Raw genomic sequence first — 18,753 nt, forward strand, 5'->3', positions numbered from 1 at the left:
ATCGTTTTATAGTCTCTTGTGTGACTGGGAAACTCTATAAACTTATTTTTCTACGAGAAAAGAATACTTTCTTCCCATATCTATAGATGAACTTAAGTTCTACAGGAGCTTTCTCGTATCTTAAATCTGTAAACTTGCTTAAAAGCTCCTCATTCTTTTGTGCACAATGCCAATTTACTTACGCCTTTAATAATCTTATAATTCTATCAATTACCAAAAAAGGAGTGGATATTTATGGCCGAACTTGTATTAGATCATATTTTTAAAGTTTATGATAATAAAATCACTGCCGTTTCTGACTTTAATTTACATATTAAAGATAAAGAGTTTATTGTATTTGTCGGTCCTTCTGGGTGCGGAAAATCAACAACTCTACGTATGATTGCAGGGCTAGAAGACATTTCTGATGGTTCGTTTTATATTGATGGGGATCGTATGAATGATGTCGCTCCAAAAGATCGCAACATTGCGATGGTATTTCAAAATTACGCACTCTATCCGCACATGACTGTGTATGATAATATGGCGTTTGGCTTAAAGTTACGCAAACTTCCAAAAGATGAAATTAATCGCCGGGTAACGGAGGCAGCAAAAATCTTAGGGCTAGAAGATTACTTACAACGAAAACCAAAGGCATTATCAGGTGGACAACGCCAACGGGTTGCACTAGGAAGAGCTATAGTCCGGGATGCAAAAGTATTTTTAATGGACGAGCCTCTATCGAATTTAGACGCAAAATTACGCGTAAGTATGCGTTCAGAAATTTCTAAACTTCACCGCCGTTTAAATACGACCACTATATATGTGACACATGATCAAACAGAGGCAATGACAATGGCATCACGCCTTGTTGTTATGAAGGATGGGCTCATCCAGCAAGTTGGAACTCCAAAAGAAGTATATGATACTCCTGAGAACATATTTGTTGGCGGATTCATTGGTTCTCCAGCTATGAATTTCTTTACTGGGACATTACAAGATAGCTATTTTCACATGGAAAATATACGCTTCAAAGTACCAGATGGTCAACTAAAGACATTAAAGCAAAAAGGGTATAATGGAAAAAAAATCATACTCGGTATTCGTCCTGAAGACATTCATGATGAACCTATCGTTCTTCAATCTTCTCCTGAATCCACAGTCGAAATTACAGTAGAAGTTGCTGAATTATTAGGTGCTGAAACGATGATTCATGGAAAACTTTCAAACCAAAACTTTATTGCGCGAATTAACGCTCGTTCCGAGATTAAAACTAATGATACACTTCCATTAGCTTTTAGTTTAGCGAAAGCACACTTTTTTGATATCACTACCGAGCAAAGAATACGAAATAATTAACGAATGTCTAAAAAAATCCCGATAGAATTGTCCCGTAAGTAACTCAATCTTTCCATTTTATTGTATGCATAACTTCTACTTGGAAAAAATAGATGTAGCTACGACAAACATTTCTTGAAAAAGAATTCAAGACTAGATTCCACTATATATGCGACAGAACCATACTAAAAAACATCTCATATGAATATGAAATGTTTTTTAGTATTTTCTATTCTTTTAATAAATCTAATAAACCATTCCCTTCAGATGTACGTTCATATCCTAAAGGTACAGTTCTTTTAATAAGTTGTGCATATATTTCTGGTTCTGATAACTTTCTACCATATTCCCTTTCACACTGCTTTATGAGCAATGCCAGTGCTCCAGCGACATGCGGTGTGGCCATAGAAGTACCACTTAATACCGCATATTTCCCTTCAGGATACGTAGATAATATTTCATCGCCTGGCGCAACTAAATCAATTTCTTGATTTGAATTACTAAAACATGCGATTTTCCGCTCTAAATTGACGGCACCCACTTCAATTACTTCTGAGTATGCACCTGGGAAATCTAGTTCCTCCGTATTATCATTACAATCTCCATTATTCCCAGCAGCACATACGACGAGAACATCTTGCTTTACCGCATTTTGAATTGCTTCATGTAATTCTGGAACATCTTGCGGGCCACCAAGTGACATGGAAATGACTCTAACTCTTTCTTTATTAGGCCCTCTCCAATTTACAGCATAATGTATCGCCTCAATAATTTGCTCATAACTTCCAGAACCATCTCCTGCTAAAACCTTTAACACTAACATTTTAGCAAGTGGTGCCACTCCTAAAACACCAACTCCATTTTCAGTCGCTGCAATTGTCCCAGTTACATGAGTACCATGTCCGTTATTATCAAGATAAATATTTGGATCTCCTTCGTAATCTTTCGTGAAATTTCTTCCGCCGATAATACGATCCTTTAAATCTATATGATTCATATCACACCCTGTATCTAATACGGCAACAACAATATCTTTACCTTTTGCACTCTTCTCCCATACTTGTGGAGCATGAATGAGTTGTACACCTGGTGGAATTTCATTTACTTGTTCAACTACCTTATCTACTGTAAAAGGAATCAATTGTATACCTTTTTGTTTATTCGCTGTACTACTGTTCATCGTAATCCCTCCTGAAAATATATTATTTTCATTTCAGACCACTTTTGAAAATGCTTACATGTAACATTCGTTTTATGTGTTTCGTTTTCCTTCCTTAAAAATATTTCTCAATAAGGCTTACGAAATTTATACTACTCTTTTATTTATCTCGTAATTTGTAGACATCAAAAATCCGATTGGTACAACCAATAACAAAAATAAAAGGACCACTAAATTGGTCCTTTTATTGTCTTTCAAGAATGATATGAAATTTTTAAAATAATATAAATTAAGACTAAGCCTCACTCTTGTTTAAAAACTTCTCTATTTCTTTTATTAAATATTTCGCTCCATCTATACTAACAGTAATGTTTCCATTTGCTAATGATATGTTTTGATTTGAAACATCACCTGTTATTTGACAAGCATTGTAAGGTTGATATTTTTGTAAAATGACTTTGTCTTCTTCTACGAAAATTTCAAGCGGTGATTTAATTTGTATTCCCAATACATCACGTAATTCTTTAGGAATTACAATTCGTCCTAATTCGTCTACTTTTCGAATAACTCCTGTTGCTTTCATATTACTTCCTCCCTTACTTTTTATTAATTTTTTCACCTCGCTTTTTCCATTTTATCACTTTTTGGTAATACCTGCCTCTTTTTAGAAAATTTTGTACTCAAGTTAAAAAAACACATTTAACGAATATATAATCTCTCTTTCAATTGTTTTAAATAACGAGATCGAATCAGTAAGAAATATACAACTTGAATTCCTACGAAAATACTTAATACAATCGTATTTTCTTTAAATAGTGGGTACTCAAACATCTGCCCGAGTGCAGTTAACGCTACTGCCCCGTGTAATGTTGCAACACCTATTGGAACAAAGAATAAAAGCGCCAATCGAATTGTAACTACTTTCGATAATTCTCTACTCGTTAAACCTACTTTTCGAATCATTTCAAACAAACGAGTATCATCCTCCAAATCAGAAAACAAACGGAAATAAAGGAAGCTTCCTGCACATACGAAAAATACAATACCGATAAAGAAACCTACAAATAGAATTGGTCCTGCAATTTGTAAACTTTGGTTTTGTGCGTACTCTTCTGCACTAAACGTTGCATGTTCTTCATAAGGTTTCATCTGATGCGTTAGTTCTTTCCCAACCTCAATTTCATCTTTCGTTCCCTCTGTTTTGTATACATAATTTTTTTCCTCTTTAAATCCATCTTGTAATGCATCATACTGCTTGTTAGAGATTACATAAACGTTACCTCTTATTATTTTACTTAATGAAGACGTATTAATTTTTTTCACTTTTAAAGGTTCATTCAAATGTGGCAACGTAATTTCTTTTCTTTCTTTCATCGGTGGTCCTGGTATATCAACTGCCAAAAATAAAACTTCTTTTTTGGATCCCTCATGAAAGGGTTCTCCTGTTAACTTCGCATATTCCTTATAGTCTGATTCCTTTATAAACGTGGCGCTTCTTAACGACTGCTCCTCCGTTTTCTTCGTTGAAATATTAGTTTTTGAAGCTGCTATACTATGTTTCTTTAACCCTTCGTCAATCATCTTCAAATGCTGTGATTCATTACTATTTCCTTGCTTAGAATGATAGTGAAACGCAATTGGTCTCTCCATAATCGCCTTTGTCATTGATGTAAAGCCAACTAATGTACCTATTGCTGAAAATGCTACAGTTGAAATTATCGTTACAATAAAGAACATTCTTGCGTTATCTCTCATACGGTAAGCTAAATCTGACAACGTAATAATATTTGTCTGTGTCCAATAAAAACGTTTACTTTTTTTACATAGTCTAATAATAAAAACACTCAACTGCTTGTACAGCAAATACGTACCAATAATGACTACCGTTGTAACAGGAATCATCATGATAAATACCATTGCACCGTGTGACATAAGCGCTCCTGCATATCCGGCACTAAGCAATATAACTGCTAATATAGAAGAAATAATGGATGCTTTCGGTTCCGGCTTCGCTTCTGCCGATCCTCTAAACAATTTCATAATTTTATTTTTTCGAATCATTCCTGCACTAAACAATGAAATGATCATAAATAATACGAAAAACATAATACTCGTTACAACAATGGCTTTCATTGGAATGTAATAAGGTAAGGAAATATCTAACTTTAATATCATTGGAGCTATAAATATTAATATTCCGGAAAATAGCATTCCAGCAAGTATCCCAAAAATAATTGCCCCTATTCCAATCATAATATTTTCAAAAAAGATAAGACGCTTTAATTGATATTTCGTCATACCTAACATCATTAAAATTCCTAGTTCACGCTTTCTCGTTTTTAAAAACATTCCCATCGAATATAAAATAAAGAAAAATGTAAATAAGTAAATAATGGACTGTGCAAAAGACATACTTACGAACACATATCGTCCCAATTCTCCAGCACTTAATGCCGGATGAAACGCAAAAAACGAATAAACAAAAAAGGCCATAATAGCAAATGCACTACTTAAAAAATATGCTGAATATGTTCGTCTATTTCGCGTCACATTCCGATATGCGAGTTCTCTAATATTCATATTACTTCTCCGCCCTTCTACTAACTATGTTCTTATATTAGTAAAGTACGGAAATCCCTTCCATCGATTCAAATGACAAAAACCTTACATTATTGAAAGGTTTCAAAAAAATTGCTTAAACGATGCAGTTTCATTATAATGACTACATTCATATTCATACACACATCCTATTGTATATTCGTTAATTTTGCGAAATAATAAAGGATAGAAGTATGTACCAATATACATATAAACTTATTTACCGCTTTAATATGAATAGGAGGAAAACATAATGACATTGCAAGAACAGATTATGAAAGCATTACACGTTCAACCTGTAATTGATCCGAAAGCAGAAATCCGTAAACGTGTTGATTTCTTAAAAGATTATGTAAAAAAAACAGGTGCGAAAGGATTTGTACTTGGAATTAGTGGCGGACAAGACTCTACATTAGCTGGACGTTTAGCTCAGCTTGCAGTGGAGGAAATTCGTAATGAAGGTGGTAATGCAACGTTTATCGCCGTGCGCCTTCCTTATAAAGTGCAAAAAGATGAAGATGATGCGCAATTAGCATTACAATTTATTCAAGCTGATCAATCTGTTGCATTTGATATCGCTTCAACTGTTGATGCTTTCTCAAATCAATACGAAAACTTATTAGATGAATCGTTAACAGATTTCAATAAAGGTAACGTAAAAGCACGTATCCGCATGGTTACACAATATGCAATCGGTGGACAAAAAGGCCTCCTTGTTATCGGAACAGATCACGCTGCAGAAGCTGTAACAGGATTCTTTACAAAATTCGGAGATGGTGGTGCAGACCTATTACCATTAACGGGATTAACGAAACGCCAAGGACGCGCTCTATTACAAGAATTAGGTGCGGACGAGCGACTTTACTTAAAAATGCCAACAGCTGATTTATTAGATGAAAAGCCAGGTCAAGCTGATGAAACAGAGTTAGGTATTACGTATGATCAACTTGATGACTATTTAGAAGGTAAAACAGTTCCAGCTGACGTTGCAGAAAAGATTGAAAAACGTTACACAGTGAGTGAGCATAAAAGACAAGTACCAGCATCAATGTTTGATGATTGGTGGAAATAAATAAAACATAAAAAAGAAGCTAATCTCATTTAGCTTCTTTTTTATATGTTAACGATATACCCCTACCCTTTTCTCCAATAAATCTTGCAGGCAATCTTCATGCTGTTTACAAAATAACGGTGGCATGTCGTCTAACGGGAAAAACTTCAAATCCAACGTTTCATCACCATCTACTTTTTTGTCGCCTCCAACTATTGAGCATGAAAAACACATCACAATTGACTGCGCCTTGTCTCCATTTGGATATGATTGAAAATATTTTGTATACACTCCAATAAGTTCATTTATTTCTACATCATACCCGGTTTCTTCTTTTATTTCTCGAATTGCAGTTTCCGCAGCCGATTCTCCTATCTCCATTGCCCCCCCTGGAAAGCCCCAAGCGTTAAAGTCACCTCTTTTTTGCAGTAATACTTCTCCTTCTTTATTAAATACAAAACCACCGGCAAAGTTTAAGAAAACATAATCATGCCCTACTTTTTCGCGTAATTCTTTTATATAATTGGCCATTCTCTTTCCCCTTTTCATACTTCTTTTATCGCTATTCCTTATCTTTTTCAAGCAATTCAATAATTCGATCTAGCTTCTGATTCATATGCATCACTTGTTGTTTTTTTGCACAATACTCTTTTAATGAACAAAGTAAATGATAGGAAAAACAAAACGATAAGTCCGATTACTAAACAAGTATATATCAATGTAAAAATATCACTCTCGAACAAATTCATTTAGATTCCACATCCTTCCTCCTTTCATTTTATCATATAATTCTGATTTTTGTAGTAATACATAAGGAAAAGAGCATCCTTTACAGATGCTCTCTTTCACCGATTAATACGTAAATGTAATTGTCGCTAATGAATAATCTGCCATCGCACTATAAGGTGCTACTTGATAAGACACACGCTTTGCACCTTTTGGCCAATTTATTTCATTTAATACTTTCTTTATATCTTGCATCGTCCCATCCATAGACTGCTTATATCGTACTTCTACCTTTTCTGGCTTAGAAGCAAATTGTTGCTGTAATTTCTTCTTAAAATCACTATAATTCTCTGCTCCGTATTGTGTAGACATATATTTTAAATTTGTTTCTTTTAACATTTGTTCATACGCCGCAGTCTTTGAACTACCCGCTTTTATTTTGTTTGTTAATTCATTAAAGTAACTTGTAGTTGCTGCTGGATATTTGCTACGATCCCATTCGTGATCTTTACTTAACTGCTCGTCAGACATATTAAAATATGAATATGTTACACGTCCAGCTTTATCTGGCACTGGGTCATCGAATGTAGTATCAAGGTGGTACCATTTGTTTTCAATGTTCACTAAATTCCATGCGTGAGCTTGTCCATTCCCTGTACCTGTTACAATATGGTTTTGGATACCCGCTTCTTTTAGCAATTCATATGTTAATAACGTATATCCTTGGCAAACAGCAGAGCGATTCGCTAACGCTTCATATGCTGTATATGCTTGATACGACGTGTCATACGATACATGTTGTACAACGTAATCATGAATAGCTTTTACTTTCTCATGATCATCCATCCCTGGTTTTACAATCGAGCCAATAATCGCTTTTGCCTGAGATTTTACATATTGTGTTTGCTCTTTTGATTCACGGTACTTCACTTGCAGTGTAAACGTATAGTTTCCTGGTAACCCTTTAATGGAATATCTAGTAGACGCTACATTATATTTTACATACTCATCTGCATCTACAATCTTATTAAACTCGCCATACAATTCATCCATAATATTTCTAGCATTTCTATCTTTTGTTTTATATGTGATTGTAATATTTTCTTCTCGATTATCAATCTGTTTTTTTAATTCTTTTTTGAAATCATTTAACAACTTTGTATCTGATTGCGATGTCGCTACAGTTTGATTTGTAGCTGCATAAGATACAGATGACGCGTGTAAGCCCCCCATTACTATAGTTGAACAAAGTGCGGCAGCTGTCACATACTTACTTGTCTTTCCCATCTCGTCACTCCTTACATTCTATAACTATACGAAAAAGTATCGTATAGTTTCAGAGTATACAATACTTTTTCGTATAGGTCATATGAGATTATGCATATTTAACATTGTAAAAGGGTTGTTCTTTTTACAAGAACAACCCTTTTCATTAACAAGTTTGTAATACACAACATGTATTTTCAAAACGTCGATTTTTCAAGTCTTCATTTCCTATACAGAAATAAAGCATCCCTAAATCTCCCCACATCATATTACAATTTTTAGTATCTGAATCAATTTGGAATAAAAGCGTCATTTGCTGCGGGTCTATGTCCATATATTGTCCAGTTTCGTATAATACCTCATCTTGTACAGAAAATGGCTCACCAAATATTTGATGGTTATCATAGTTGTCTGGGATTAGCTCTTCAAGTAATTGCAAGAAACGGTCCGAATCAACCTCATCTTCAATGAAAAGCTCTGGCAATTTATACGTTAATTCAAAAGTAATTGCACACTGGTTATAATTCGTTTGCAATTCATCTCCTCTTCGTAATTGCTCTACAGGAACATCATAATAAAGTACACGCCCCGCTTCAGTTGGATTCACGTCTTCTTCAAAATAATTTTCAATAGTAAAGAAATATAACATCCCCGTCTTAGGAAGATCGTGATCCATACCAATACTTTGTAAATCCTTTAAATTAAATTGTGCAATAAACTGTAACGGATTTCCTTTATGCATTGGGTATTCAAATGCACATGGCAAATCAGGAATTCCTCCCATTTTCGAACTACCTATCGCAACAGTTTCCTCCTGCTTTGACACAACTTTCACACAAGGAAATACAGTGTTAATAAGTTCCTCTTTTAAATGCGTCAGCCCATATTTATCAATTAAAACTTCAATTTGTTTATTCATACATTCTCCTTATATTTACATACTTATTTGTATCATCGCACAAAAATTATACTCCATTCTTTGCAAAAACAACAAGCCTTCAAAAAAACGGGCTCATCCTCCATACGCGAACAAGTTAAAAAAAGCATAGTATACATTGTTCCTACAAACACGATAGTTCATTATTTCTTCCAGTACATTTTCCCCTCATTCATTTTTATTTTTAATTTAAGGAGGAATTCCACATGGGTTACGGATATAGTTGCGGCGGTTACGGTTACGGCGGTTACGGCGGTTACGGCGGTAGTTGTGGTGGATGTGGTTATGGAGGCTTCGCTTTATTAATCGTTTTATTTATCCTTCTAATCATCATCGGAGCTAGCTGTTGGGGCGGCTTTGTAGGCTGCTAGTAAATTTAAAAACTATTGTAAAAAAGCACGTACAATACGTGCTTTTTTGCCATTTTCAAATATTTCATGCGAAAGGAAGTATGATGGATGAAGATTGATGGTGTTTTTGAAGGAGGCGGTGTACGCGGAATTGCGCATGTAGGGGCAATTTGCGCGTTAGCTGAAAAAGGCTATGAATGGGAACGTGTAGCTGGAACATCAGCTGGTTCGATTATCGCTGCGCTCCTAGCAGCAGGATACTCTTGCTCAGAGCTAAAAACGATTATAACAAATATTGATTATAATAAATTTACGAAGAAAACCTTTATTGACAGAATCCCGTTTATTGGGAAAGGATTAAGCGCATGGACTACTCTTGGTATTTACTCTAATATTTTTATAGAAGAATGGATTGAAGAATTACTTCGAAAAAAAGGAGTTCATTTATTTACAGATTTACCTGATTTAAATAAGCTTAAAATCATCGCCTCTGATATAAGTAATGGTAAAATGGTTATCTTTCCTGATGACTTACCGAACTACGGATTTTTAAATTATCGCTTCTCTATTGCTAAAGCTGTACGAATGAGTAGTACAATCCCCTTCTTTTTTGAACCGGTAAAATGGAGAACCCCAAAATGGAAGCAGCCTTGTTATATGGTTGATGGAGGAATTTTAAGCAATTATCCAATTTGGATTTTCGACTCCCCTACCTCTCCCCGCTGGCCGACTTTTGGGTTTCATTTCGTAAAAGATGAGATTCAAGCTGACCCAGCCCACTACAACGAGCCTATCTCCATGTTCAAAGGACTTTTTAAAACAATGATGCAAGCCCATGATTTACGTCATTTAGACAAGGAATCAAAAGCAAGAACAATTACAATCCCAACAGGATCCATTACTAGTACAAACTTTGAGTTAACAATGGAAGAAAAAGAGTGGCTATATAATTCTGGTTATAACGCCGCAAATAAGTTTTTACAATCGTGGAATTTCAGACAATATATTGATAACTATAGAAACGGAAATCAGGATCGAAAATCAAATCGTTATTTCCGTCAACTTGACTCATAATATTATTATCTTTTATACGAGAACACGTAACGCTTTCAAAAAATAAGCCTAGTAATATAATATATTACTAGGCTTATTTACTTTCTGCATCATTATTATACGTTGTTTAAGGATAAGTTAACCCTTCTGCTTCCTCTGCAGTAATAACGGTGTATCGATTTCCCGTTCGTAATCCTAACAATTCTGCTTTTTCAATTGCTTCCTGCTTCGTCTCCGCATAAGCAGCTAAATATTTTTCTCCATTGATAATTTGGCAAATTACATATTGTTTCATTACTTTCTCCTCTTACTTTTTCATTAGTTGTGCAAGTTTTTTTATACCTATTTCAATTTCTTCTAACGTTGCTTATGAATATGGATACAAATTTTCATTTCTTCTATACAATATACACTATCATAATAAATTTAAATAGGAGGAAATATGATGAGTGAAGCAATTATTCATGGGATCATTCTTGCATTTGGTCTTATCATTCCATTAGGTGTTCAAAATGTTTTCGTCTTTAACCAAGGTGCGAGCCAACCAAATATTTGGAGGGCAGCCCCTGTCGTATTAACTGCCTCTATATGTGATACGTTACTCATATTGATAGCGGTACAAGGTGTCTCCCTTGTACTCCTTACTTTTTCCTGGCTAACTAACTCGTTATATATAATTGGATTTTTCTTTCTCCTATACATGGGCTTTGTTATTTGGAGAAGTAACCCTTCCAACGATGTAAAACAAGAAAAAAGTATGCCAGTAAAAAAACAAATACTTTTCGCTGCATCGGTTTCATTATTAAATCCACATGCAATTTTAGATACGATCGGTGTAATTGGAACAAATTCGATTCAATACATAGGAAGTGAAAAATGGGCTTTCACACTTGCAACTATTATCGTTTCTTGGATTTGGTTTATAAGCTTAGCTTTAGCGGGAAAATTTCTAAAAAGGCTAGACTCAACCGGAAAGACAATCGTATTATTAAATAAATTTTCTGGTCTCATCATATGGAGTGTCGCACTTTATATGTTAAAACAAGTTATTTATTCCTAATGAACGAAAGAGAATTGCATGTTACTGAAAACATCATGCAATTCTCTTACAAATTATGAAGTAGGTTCTGGTTTCTTTTTTACGTTCTTTGCATCTTTTGCTGGTTTAATCCAAATGATTGCTATAGCAGCACCAATCCCAGCGAGAATACTTGTTACATAAAACACTTCATGGTCAGCACCTTTCATGAAAAAAGAGTATAGAGGTGGTCCAGCTGCTACACCGATAAATCGCATAGAACTATAAAATGACGTAACCGTCCCCCTTTGCTCCTTTTCAATTCCTTGTGTAATGAGAGCATCTAAACATGGGAGTGCCATACCAATTCCTACCCCCATAATAACGAGACAAAGGATTAGTAAATAAATTCCTTTTATAAATAAAGGAATGATGACTGATGCAGCAGCCATTAAAAAACCAATGTAAATACACTTCTTCATCACATTTTGGTTATCTCCAATTTTTTTGCCAGCCATATATGAACTAAGTGACAGTACAAGTAACGGGATTGCAAGTACACACCCTTTCCAAATACCATGAATGTCATACTTTGATTCCAGTATAGTTGACAAATAAAAGAGAATTCCGAATAAAACAAGCATAATAATTGCACCTAATGCAAAAATGGCAATTAACCATCTTCCTTTTTCTCGAAACGTAGCAAGAATTGATTTTATAAACTCTTTAAGCGGTGGTACTTCTCCTTCTTGTTTCTTTGCCTTTACTAGAACAAGTAATAAAACAATTGATACTACGCATAAAACTGGAATCGCCCAAAACGGCAAGAACCATACAATGGCAGCCAGAGCAGACCCTAAAATAGGGCTCAACACTTTCCCAAATGTATTGGATGTTTCGATGATTCCTAAACCTGTACTAACTTGTTTTTCATCTTTGTATAAATCACCAACACACGGTATAACAACTGGCATTGCACCAGCAGCACCAATACCTTGAATCGCTCTACCGATCAATATCCAAGTGTAGGGATTATCAACTTTCCAAGATACCCAACCAGTTATCGCTCCTCCTATAGCCGCAATCAGCAAACTCGGAACCATTACCATCTTTCGTCCCCATCTATCTGATAAATAACCAGCAATCGGTATAAGTAGAATGGCTACGATAGAATAAATGGTAATAATCATGGATACTTGAAACGATGAAATATGTAATTTCTTTTCAATAGTCGGCAGAATTGGAATGAGCATTGAATTCCCTAATGTCATAACAAGTGGAACTGATGCGAGCGCAATCAAACAACAGTTTTCTTTTTTTAACATGTTGGCTTCGAAACCTTTCATCATATATTTCTTACCATATAATAGCCCTGCTGGAACGTAACTTTCATTCCACCAGGGCTATTACATTTTTACTACTTCCCATTCACAACAAAAGAAATTGGGGAAAATATAGTATTATTCCTATTCTTTGAATCCAGTTCACAATATATCCATACCAATTAATTGAAAAAAAAAGAAAGGAAGAATCCTTCCTTTCTCCTATAACCTTCTACAATTAGCGAGTATATCCGCCACCAAGTTGTTGTTCTGCCATCGCTACAAGGCGTTTTGTAATTTCACCGCCTACAGAACCGTTTGCACGTGAAGAAGTATCAGCGCCAAGTTGTACACCAAACTCTTGTGCAATTTCATATTTCATTTGATCTAAAGCCGCTTGTGCTCCATGTGATGCTAATTGATTAGAATTACGATTTCTAGCCATTACCAATCACCTCCTTATTTATATATAAATTGTGTTAAATTTCACTTTAAATACATGGTAATTTTTGGTTATTATTGTTTTTTAAAAAAGAGTCTCTACAATGAGAGACTCTTACATCATTTTATATTAAGAAGTTACTACTTCTAATTTTCTATTTGTTAATACTTTCATTTCTTCTTTTAATATATCTTTCGCATGATGCCCAAACCATTCGAGTGAAGCGAAATGGTCAGTATCTCTCACTTCCTGAATAATCTCTTCATAATTTACGATCCCTTCAAATAGTGGGACCATACCAATACGACTTCCCGCTGCTGCATATACATTATTAGGCTCAAACACATGTAAATAATCTGCTGACGATATATTCTTAAAATGGTAATGTTGTACCCAAGGCTTTAGTTGATGGAAACTGTCTATTGGATTTGCCCCTGACTCCCATATATGAAGAAAATCCAGGTTTATTTTCAAATTCGGATGATCTACTTCTCCTAATAATTCCAAAGTAGAAGGCAACGTATCCGTTAACGTATTTGGATGTGTTTCTAAAAGTACATACATATTATGCTGAGCAAATACTTCACAAATGATGCGAATACGGTTCACATACTCTTTTCTCTCCTGTTCCGAGAAATCTTCGCTACCTTTTTGTCCAGCAAACGTACGAATTTTGTTCGTTTTAAACCAATTAGCTAGTATTGCAAGTTGTTCACATTTCTCTATCGTTTTTTGAAAATCTGACGATAATGATATGTCTAAGTAATCACTTATCATCGTAACTTCCAAGTTTTTATTCTTTAAACAATTCAATTCTCGTTCTGTCGTTTCATACTCTTGCATATACAAATTTTGTGCATGTGTCCCCCACAATTCAATTCCTTCAAAACCGTTCTCATATGCAAATTGAACAATATCAGTAAATGAAATTAATTGATGACGAAAAGAAATAGTACATAATGAATATTTCATAGGTTCGAACTCCCTTATCTTAAATTCAGTTAGGTTTTTTTAGTGCTAGGACAGACTCGTTTGTTTTCATTTCTTTCCATAATAAAAACTGTTTCTCTAATTCAGCCTTTATTTGCAGTTCAATTGCATTCATTTCATCCAGCTTTTCAACAATTGATAATAACATACCTTTATTATTCGTCATTGCCATTTTAATTGCACGATACTGTACATTTGTAAATCCTTGTACAATATCTTCTACCCGATCACACCAATAATCAAATTCTTGCTCCGAATATTGCAACGTTTCACGGAAGTATGCAAAGGCATGTTCATAACTATATTTACGAATTGCAAGTACTGGTATTTGTTTTACTGCCGCTACAAGCCCAGAAAGCAAATACCCATCTTCTTCATTTGCCATTTTTATAATTAAATTTTTCAGCTCCATAGTCAGTTCATTGTCATTTCTTTTGAAAGTTTCTATGAAATAACTCTCTACCATTTCTGCTGTTGGCTCCTGAATTTCTTCTACATCAATGAAATACCCTCCGCCAAATGGGTTATCTTGAACAGAGTGAAGCACTTTTTCTCTTTCCATATTCCCTTCCCAGCGAAAATCAGGATCTAGCATGAACCATTCTTCTTCTTTCTCTGTCTCTGATATCATTAAATAATGCGGAAACGGTTTTTGATGGAATTTATTTTCCCTCTCAGGTAATAGAGACATATCAACCATTACAATGACATAACGATTTTCTGGCTTGTTTTCTACTAATTGTAAAAACGTTTCTACATTGCTATTTTTATCTTTTGCATGATCATACCATTCGTTCACTTTTATGCCATACAATTTTTCATACCATAATAAATAATTATCATGGTTAATATTTTCGGAGTGATACGAAATAATGCCACCTTCAGTTATATCAAAATCTCCGTCCCATAGTCCAAAATAAAAAGGACGAAAATCTATATCGCTACGCCTTTTTATAATTTCACAAAAACAACTCACTAAACAGTGAACTTTAATTGAAGTCATGTTCTCATCCACTTTCCTAAAGGTTAGTTATTTACATTCACTTCCTGTAACGGTTGTAATTCCTCCATAAAATCAAGCAAAGATCCTACAGTTAGAAATGCTTTTGGATCTACTTCATCCTCTGGAACACATAGCTTTACATCCATTTCTATGTAAACTATGAGCTGTAACATCATTACTGAATCTATATATAAATCTTGGTTTAAACGCATCGTTTCTTCTAAATGTGTTACGTTTTTTAATTCCATTTTTTCTTTCATAATTTTCAAAACTTCATTCTTTAATATTTCACGTCTCATGTTGTAACCTCTCCCATCTCTAGTAACTTTCTACTTACTTTTCCAGTTTTATTTTTCGGAATTTCAGTTACACTTTCAATCTCATGTGGAACTTTGTAGGCTGGTAAATGCTGTATACACCATTCTCTTATTCGAACTGGATCAATATGAGAGATTACTTTCGCTTTAACTATTTCACCCATCACAGGATGTTTCCCTCGATATACAATTGCCTCTTGAACGCCTTCTAGTCGAAGCATCGTTTCTTCTACTTCTATAGGAAAGACTTTTAATCCTGAAACGTTAATCACATCATCCATGCGCCCCATAAAATGAAGGCCTCGCTCAGACTTATACCCTAAATCTTTCGTGAAAATTTCTTTCCCGCTCATTTTCACTACAATTTCTTCAGGCATATTTTCATCGGAACCTATATCTATACTCGCATGAGGTAGTGGATTTCCTAAATCTAAATGGCTCTCCATATCATGACATATACTAATACAACCTGCTTCAGAACAACCGTATTGTTGCATCATATATGTTGTCGTTTCTTTTAGTTTATAAAACAATGCTTCTGGCAAAGGAGCACCTGATGTCATAATTTTATGAAACTGAAACGTTCCTTGCGGGAAACTTCCCATAATATGTAGCATAAGTGGTACTGCATATATAATATGTTTTTCTGTATTGCGAACTATATTTAAGGCGAATTTTGGGTTTTTATTCGTAATGATAATCGGTTTACTTCCCCTCGTAATTGCAGATAATGTTCCACATATTAATCCGTATGAATGTGAAACAGGAGCCATAACTATCGGGACTTCATCTACTTCACAGTTTAAAGCTACATTATATGCAGTAATTTCTGTATCCACTTCCGTCCATGCTCTACGAATCAATTTCGGTTCTCCAGTAGTTCCAGAACTATATTGCAATAAAGAAGGCTCTTCTGCTAAAAAATTCACTACTTCTAATTTCGTAAAATCGCTATTTTCTCCATATAAAATTCCGGTACAATTTGCACGCTTTGCCATTTCAATAGCCGTTTCTTTTGGCGTATCTTCATGTATAAGTAATACGGATGATTTCTTTTCTTTTAAGAAAAACACAAGCGTAATAATATCGAATGGATCTTTCAGACAAAGCGCAAATCTATTTCCTTCTGCTTCTTGAAATTGTTCCATTTCATCATAAGCTTGTAATCTCAAATCAAAATCACTTTTGCTATACTCTTCTTTATTAACGATTAGCATAATTTCCCCCTGTAACAACTGATTTTTGTTTGTTAAGTTGTCTTGCTCTATACAGTGGATTTGGAACTTCATGAACTAGCGATTCCACATCCATATATAATCGACGCTTCGTTAATTGCTCAGCATAAAATGTAGGAGTGTATAGCTGAATACTTTCAAATCTATCTTTCAAATGTGGATATTTGCTAAAATGGTTTTCAATTTCTTCAAACACTATCATCCAAAAACTTTCTTCTTTCCATTCATATTCATCCGCAAGTACGAAAGCTAATTCTCCTACATTAAATAAGAACAGTGCATCTAATACCATCTCTTGTAAACATTCGATACGATCCATTTCAAAGAAATCATTCATTTTTCCATTCATATACGCTTTATGCATTTTAGTAAATTCGGGACAATTATTGATTTCTTTTAAGAATGGACGATAAAACTCAAGTCCTTCATGGAAATCCTTTAATGCAATACGGACAGGTAGCCCTTCTTTATGAACTAAAATCATATTTTGTCCGTGTGATTCTAACGCGATCCCATGTTCTACAACAAGATGTATAACTGGAATAATTGCTTTTTGAATAAGTAATCGCAGCCAACTTTCTATCCCATATTTGTTTAACCATGTATCAATAACCGGTGTCCCATTCTTCTCTTTTGCATATAATCCGTTAAAAGGTACCGCATCTTCTTGCTCATCTAAATAATTATGAATACTTTCACGCCAAATGCACCCTAATGAACCATATGTGGCTTTCTTATTCGCATCATACGTTACACTCGAAAATTCCTTTAACAAAATTACACGCGATTCATCCCTTAAATAAGAATCCCGATTTACGATATCACTTAGCCAATTCGATATAGCTGGTGCACTCGCAACTGAATATGGTTTCAGTGTACGGAGTGTCGAAGTATTAAGTATGTTCAGCGATAACTTTACATATGGTCTCTTTGGATTCGTAATATTTCTTAACGTCCTCATAGATTGTTGTGCACAATAATCGTCCGCTGATTTTCCTACATAAATAATATTTTTATCTTGTATATGATCGGCGTAATTGGGAATGATAAAATTTTCCCACTGCCAAGGATGAACAGGTATAAACACGTACTGCTTTGGATCACATCCCGCACTGTGAATTCGTTCTATATACACTTCTAATGTACGCTCGCCTACCTCACCTTTTAAAATATTGTCATAAATCACTTCATTTTCATAACCTACAGTCGCATATTTCTTATGGGCTGCAATCCATATAAGTTTTATTGGCCGCATAAACTCATATCCATATTGAAAATTGTCACGATATTGAAATCCAATGCGTGCTTTATAGCTAGGATGATATGGGTGACCATCTACTAAATGACTTTCAAAGTCATCGTATGATTTTTGAGTATATTTTAACTCATTACATCTATCATATTGCGCAATCGTATCTTTAAATATCGTTTGTTCTAATTCATGAATAAACGAATGTAATTTCGTTTGTTCTAATTCATGAATAAACGAATGTAATTTCGTTTGTTCTAATTCATGAATAAACGAATGTAATTTCGTTTGTTCTAATTCATGAATAAACGAATGTAATTTTGTTTGTTCTACGTTAACAACTCGAAAAACTTCTTCCAAAAATTGCGAAACTGATTGTATTTCTTGTTTTTCCTCTTGCACTCTTACTATTAATGAATCTATAGAAATACGTCCAAATGTCATTCGTTCTCTTCCGTAACATTCGTACGTTACACTTTTGTTGTCTTCATTAAATCCTTGTATAAGAAAAAGAATTTGTTCTTTGCTTTCTATACGAACTGGCGTAATGATTCCCTCATAAATTAACGATTCTACTAATTGACGTAATACTCTTCTTCGCACTAAAATGTAATCTTCTGATTCGAGCGCTTTCAATGTTTTCATATGACACATGTCCACTCTCATAACCCCCTCCACCTTGTGAAAATACCATTATTTGTATTACGTGAAATTTTAACG

The 18,753-nt window shown here is 34.5% G+C and carries 20 protein-coding genes; 5 read left to right on the plus strand and 15 right to left on the minus strand.

The genetic code is table 11. The annotated features are described in order from the left end of the window. Positions 1–234 precede the first annotated feature (234 nt). A complete protein-coding gene (locus ACTFNE_RS13295) occupies positions 235–1,338 on the plus strand; it encodes an ABC transporter ATP-binding protein (protein ID WP_000829433.1) in 1,104 nt (367 codons plus the stop codon). Positions 1,339–1,546: 208 nt separating this feature from the next. On the opposite strand, the gene ACTFNE_RS13300 is transcribed toward ACTFNE_RS13295, so the two are convergent. The 3 genes from ACTFNE_RS13300 to ACTFNE_RS13310 form a co-directional block, all read right to left on the minus strand. Further along, on the minus strand, positions 1,547–2,497 hold the full coding sequence (locus ACTFNE_RS13300) for a serine protease (protein WP_270705283.1): 951 nt from the start codon (positions 2,495–2,497) through the stop codon (positions 1,547–1,549). Positions 2,498–2,771: 274 nt separating this feature from the next. Then, entirely contained in the window at positions 2,772–3,059 is a 288-nt protein-coding gene (locus tag ACTFNE_RS13305) for an AbrB/MazE/SpoVT family DNA-binding domain-containing protein (RefSeq protein ID WP_000648330.1), read from the minus strand. Between the two features lie 116 nt (positions 3,060–3,175). Continuing rightward, positions 3,176–5,056, minus strand: a complete 1,881-nt coding sequence (locus ACTFNE_RS13310; protein WP_270705284.1) for an ABC transporter permease — start codon at positions 5,054–5,056, stop codon at positions 3,176–3,178. 271 nt (positions 5,057–5,327) lie between these two features. Between ACTFNE_RS13310 and nadE the strand changes: the two genes are divergently transcribed. Next, positions 5,328–6,146: an ammonia-dependent NAD(+) synthetase gene (nadE, locus tag ACTFNE_RS13315; RefSeq protein WP_000174879.1), complete on the plus strand. Its 819-nt coding sequence runs from the start codon at positions 5,328–5,330 to the stop codon at positions 6,144–6,146. Between the two features lie 48 nt (positions 6,147–6,194). Here nadE and ACTFNE_RS13320 read toward each other — a convergent pair whose 3' ends face one another. From ACTFNE_RS13320 to ACTFNE_RS13335, 4 genes are all read right to left on the minus strand, one after another. Next, positions 6,195–6,656 carry an NUDIX hydrolase gene (locus tag ACTFNE_RS13320; RefSeq protein ID WP_000035005.1) on the minus strand — a complete coding sequence of 154 codons (462 nt, stop codon included), beginning with the start codon at positions 6,654–6,656 and terminating at the stop codon, positions 6,195–6,197. A 56-nt stretch (positions 6,657–6,712) separates the two neighbouring features. Further along, positions 6,713–6,874 carry a DUF4083 family protein gene (locus tag ACTFNE_RS13325; RefSeq protein WP_368087281.1) on the minus strand — a complete coding sequence of 54 codons (162 nt, stop codon included), beginning with the start codon at positions 6,872–6,874 and terminating at the stop codon, positions 6,713–6,715. Positions 6,875–6,977: 103 nt separating this feature from the next. Then, positions 6,978–8,138 (minus strand): transglutaminase domain-containing protein, encoded by a 1,161-nt coding sequence (locus tag ACTFNE_RS13330; protein WP_270705285.1) that lies wholly within the window; start codon positions 8,136–8,138, stop codon positions 6,978–6,980. Between the two features lie 145 nt (positions 8,139–8,283). Then, on the minus strand, positions 8,284–9,036 hold the full coding sequence (locus tag ACTFNE_RS13335) for a YwqG family protein (RefSeq protein WP_270705286.1): 753 nt from the start codon (positions 9,034–9,036) through the stop codon (positions 8,284–8,286). Between the two features lie 224 nt (positions 9,037–9,260). Between ACTFNE_RS13335 and ACTFNE_RS13340 the strand changes: the two genes are divergently transcribed. After that, complete coding sequence (locus ACTFNE_RS13340) at positions 9,261–9,425, plus strand: YjcZ family sporulation protein (protein WP_073540752.1); 165 nt, start codon at positions 9,261–9,263, stop codon at positions 9,423–9,425. 87 nt (positions 9,426–9,512) lie between these two features. Then, on the plus strand, positions 9,513–10,478 hold the full coding sequence (locus tag ACTFNE_RS13345; RefSeq protein WP_000686819.1) for a patatin-like phospholipase family protein: 966 nt from the start codon (positions 9,513–9,515) through the stop codon (positions 10,476–10,478). A 106-nt stretch (positions 10,479–10,584) separates the two neighbouring features. Here ACTFNE_RS13345 and ACTFNE_RS13350 read toward each other — a convergent pair whose 3' ends face one another. Further along, a complete protein-coding gene (locus ACTFNE_RS13350) occupies positions 10,585–10,752 on the minus strand; it encodes a DUF3933 family protein (RefSeq protein ID WP_000816383.1) in 168 nt (55 codons plus the stop codon). 150 nt (positions 10,753–10,902) lie between these two features. On the opposite strand from ACTFNE_RS13350, the gene ACTFNE_RS13355 reads away from it, so the two are divergent. Beyond that, the gene (locus tag ACTFNE_RS13355) at positions 10,903–11,517 is read left to right on the plus strand and encodes a LysE/ArgO family amino acid transporter (protein ID WP_001287304.1); all 615 of its coding nucleotides are present in this window, start codon (positions 10,903–10,905) and stop codon (positions 11,515–11,517) included. Positions 11,518–11,570: 53 nt separating this feature from the next. On the opposite strand, the gene ACTFNE_RS13360 is transcribed toward ACTFNE_RS13355, so the two are convergent. The 7 genes from ACTFNE_RS13360 to ACTFNE_RS13390 form a co-directional block, all read right to left on the minus strand. Then, positions 11,571–12,800: an MFS transporter gene (locus ACTFNE_RS13360; protein WP_270705288.1), complete on the minus strand. Its 1,230-nt coding sequence runs from the start codon at positions 12,798–12,800 to the stop codon at positions 11,571–11,573. A 235-nt stretch (positions 12,801–13,035) separates the two neighbouring features. Next, complete coding sequence (locus ACTFNE_RS13365) at positions 13,036–13,242, minus strand: alpha/beta-type small acid-soluble spore protein (protein WP_000113545.1); 207 nt, start codon at positions 13,240–13,242, stop codon at positions 13,036–13,038. 126 nt (positions 13,243–13,368) lie between these two features. Beyond that, positions 13,369–14,211, minus strand: a complete 843-nt coding sequence (locus ACTFNE_RS13370) for a sugar phosphate isomerase/epimerase family protein (protein ID WP_046197628.1) — start codon at positions 14,209–14,211, stop codon at positions 13,369–13,371. Positions 14,212–14,236: 25 nt separating this feature from the next. Beyond that, a complete protein-coding gene (gene asbE, locus ACTFNE_RS13375; RefSeq protein ID WP_270705289.1) occupies positions 14,237–15,232 on the minus strand; it encodes a petrobactin biosynthesis protein AsbE in 996 nt (331 codons plus the stop codon). Positions 15,233–15,255: 23 nt separating this feature from the next. Further along, positions 15,256–15,531 carry a petrobactin biosynthesis protein AsbD gene (gene asbD / locus ACTFNE_RS13380; protein ID WP_270705290.1) on the minus strand — a complete coding sequence of 92 codons (276 nt, stop codon included), beginning with the start codon at positions 15,529–15,531 and terminating at the stop codon, positions 15,256–15,258. Beyond that, a complete protein-coding gene (gene asbC, locus ACTFNE_RS13385; RefSeq protein WP_046197631.1) occupies positions 15,528–16,766 on the minus strand; it encodes a 3,4-dihydroxybenzoic acid-AMP ligase AsbC in 1,239 nt (412 codons plus the stop codon). Before asbC ends, asbD begins: the two co-directional genes overlap by 4 nt. After that, a complete protein-coding gene (locus ACTFNE_RS13390) occupies positions 16,753–18,699 on the minus strand; it encodes an IucA/IucC family protein (protein WP_439998095.1) in 1,947 nt (648 codons plus the stop codon). Before ACTFNE_RS13390 ends, asbC begins: the two co-directional genes overlap by 14 nt. Positions 18,700–18,753: the final 54 nt, after the last annotated feature.

The sequence above is a fragment of the Bacillus cereus group sp. MYBKT111-2 genome, assembly GCF_051915205.1.
Lineage (GTDB): Bacteria > Bacillota > Bacilli > Bacillales > Bacillaceae_G > Bacillus_A > Bacillus_A paranthracis.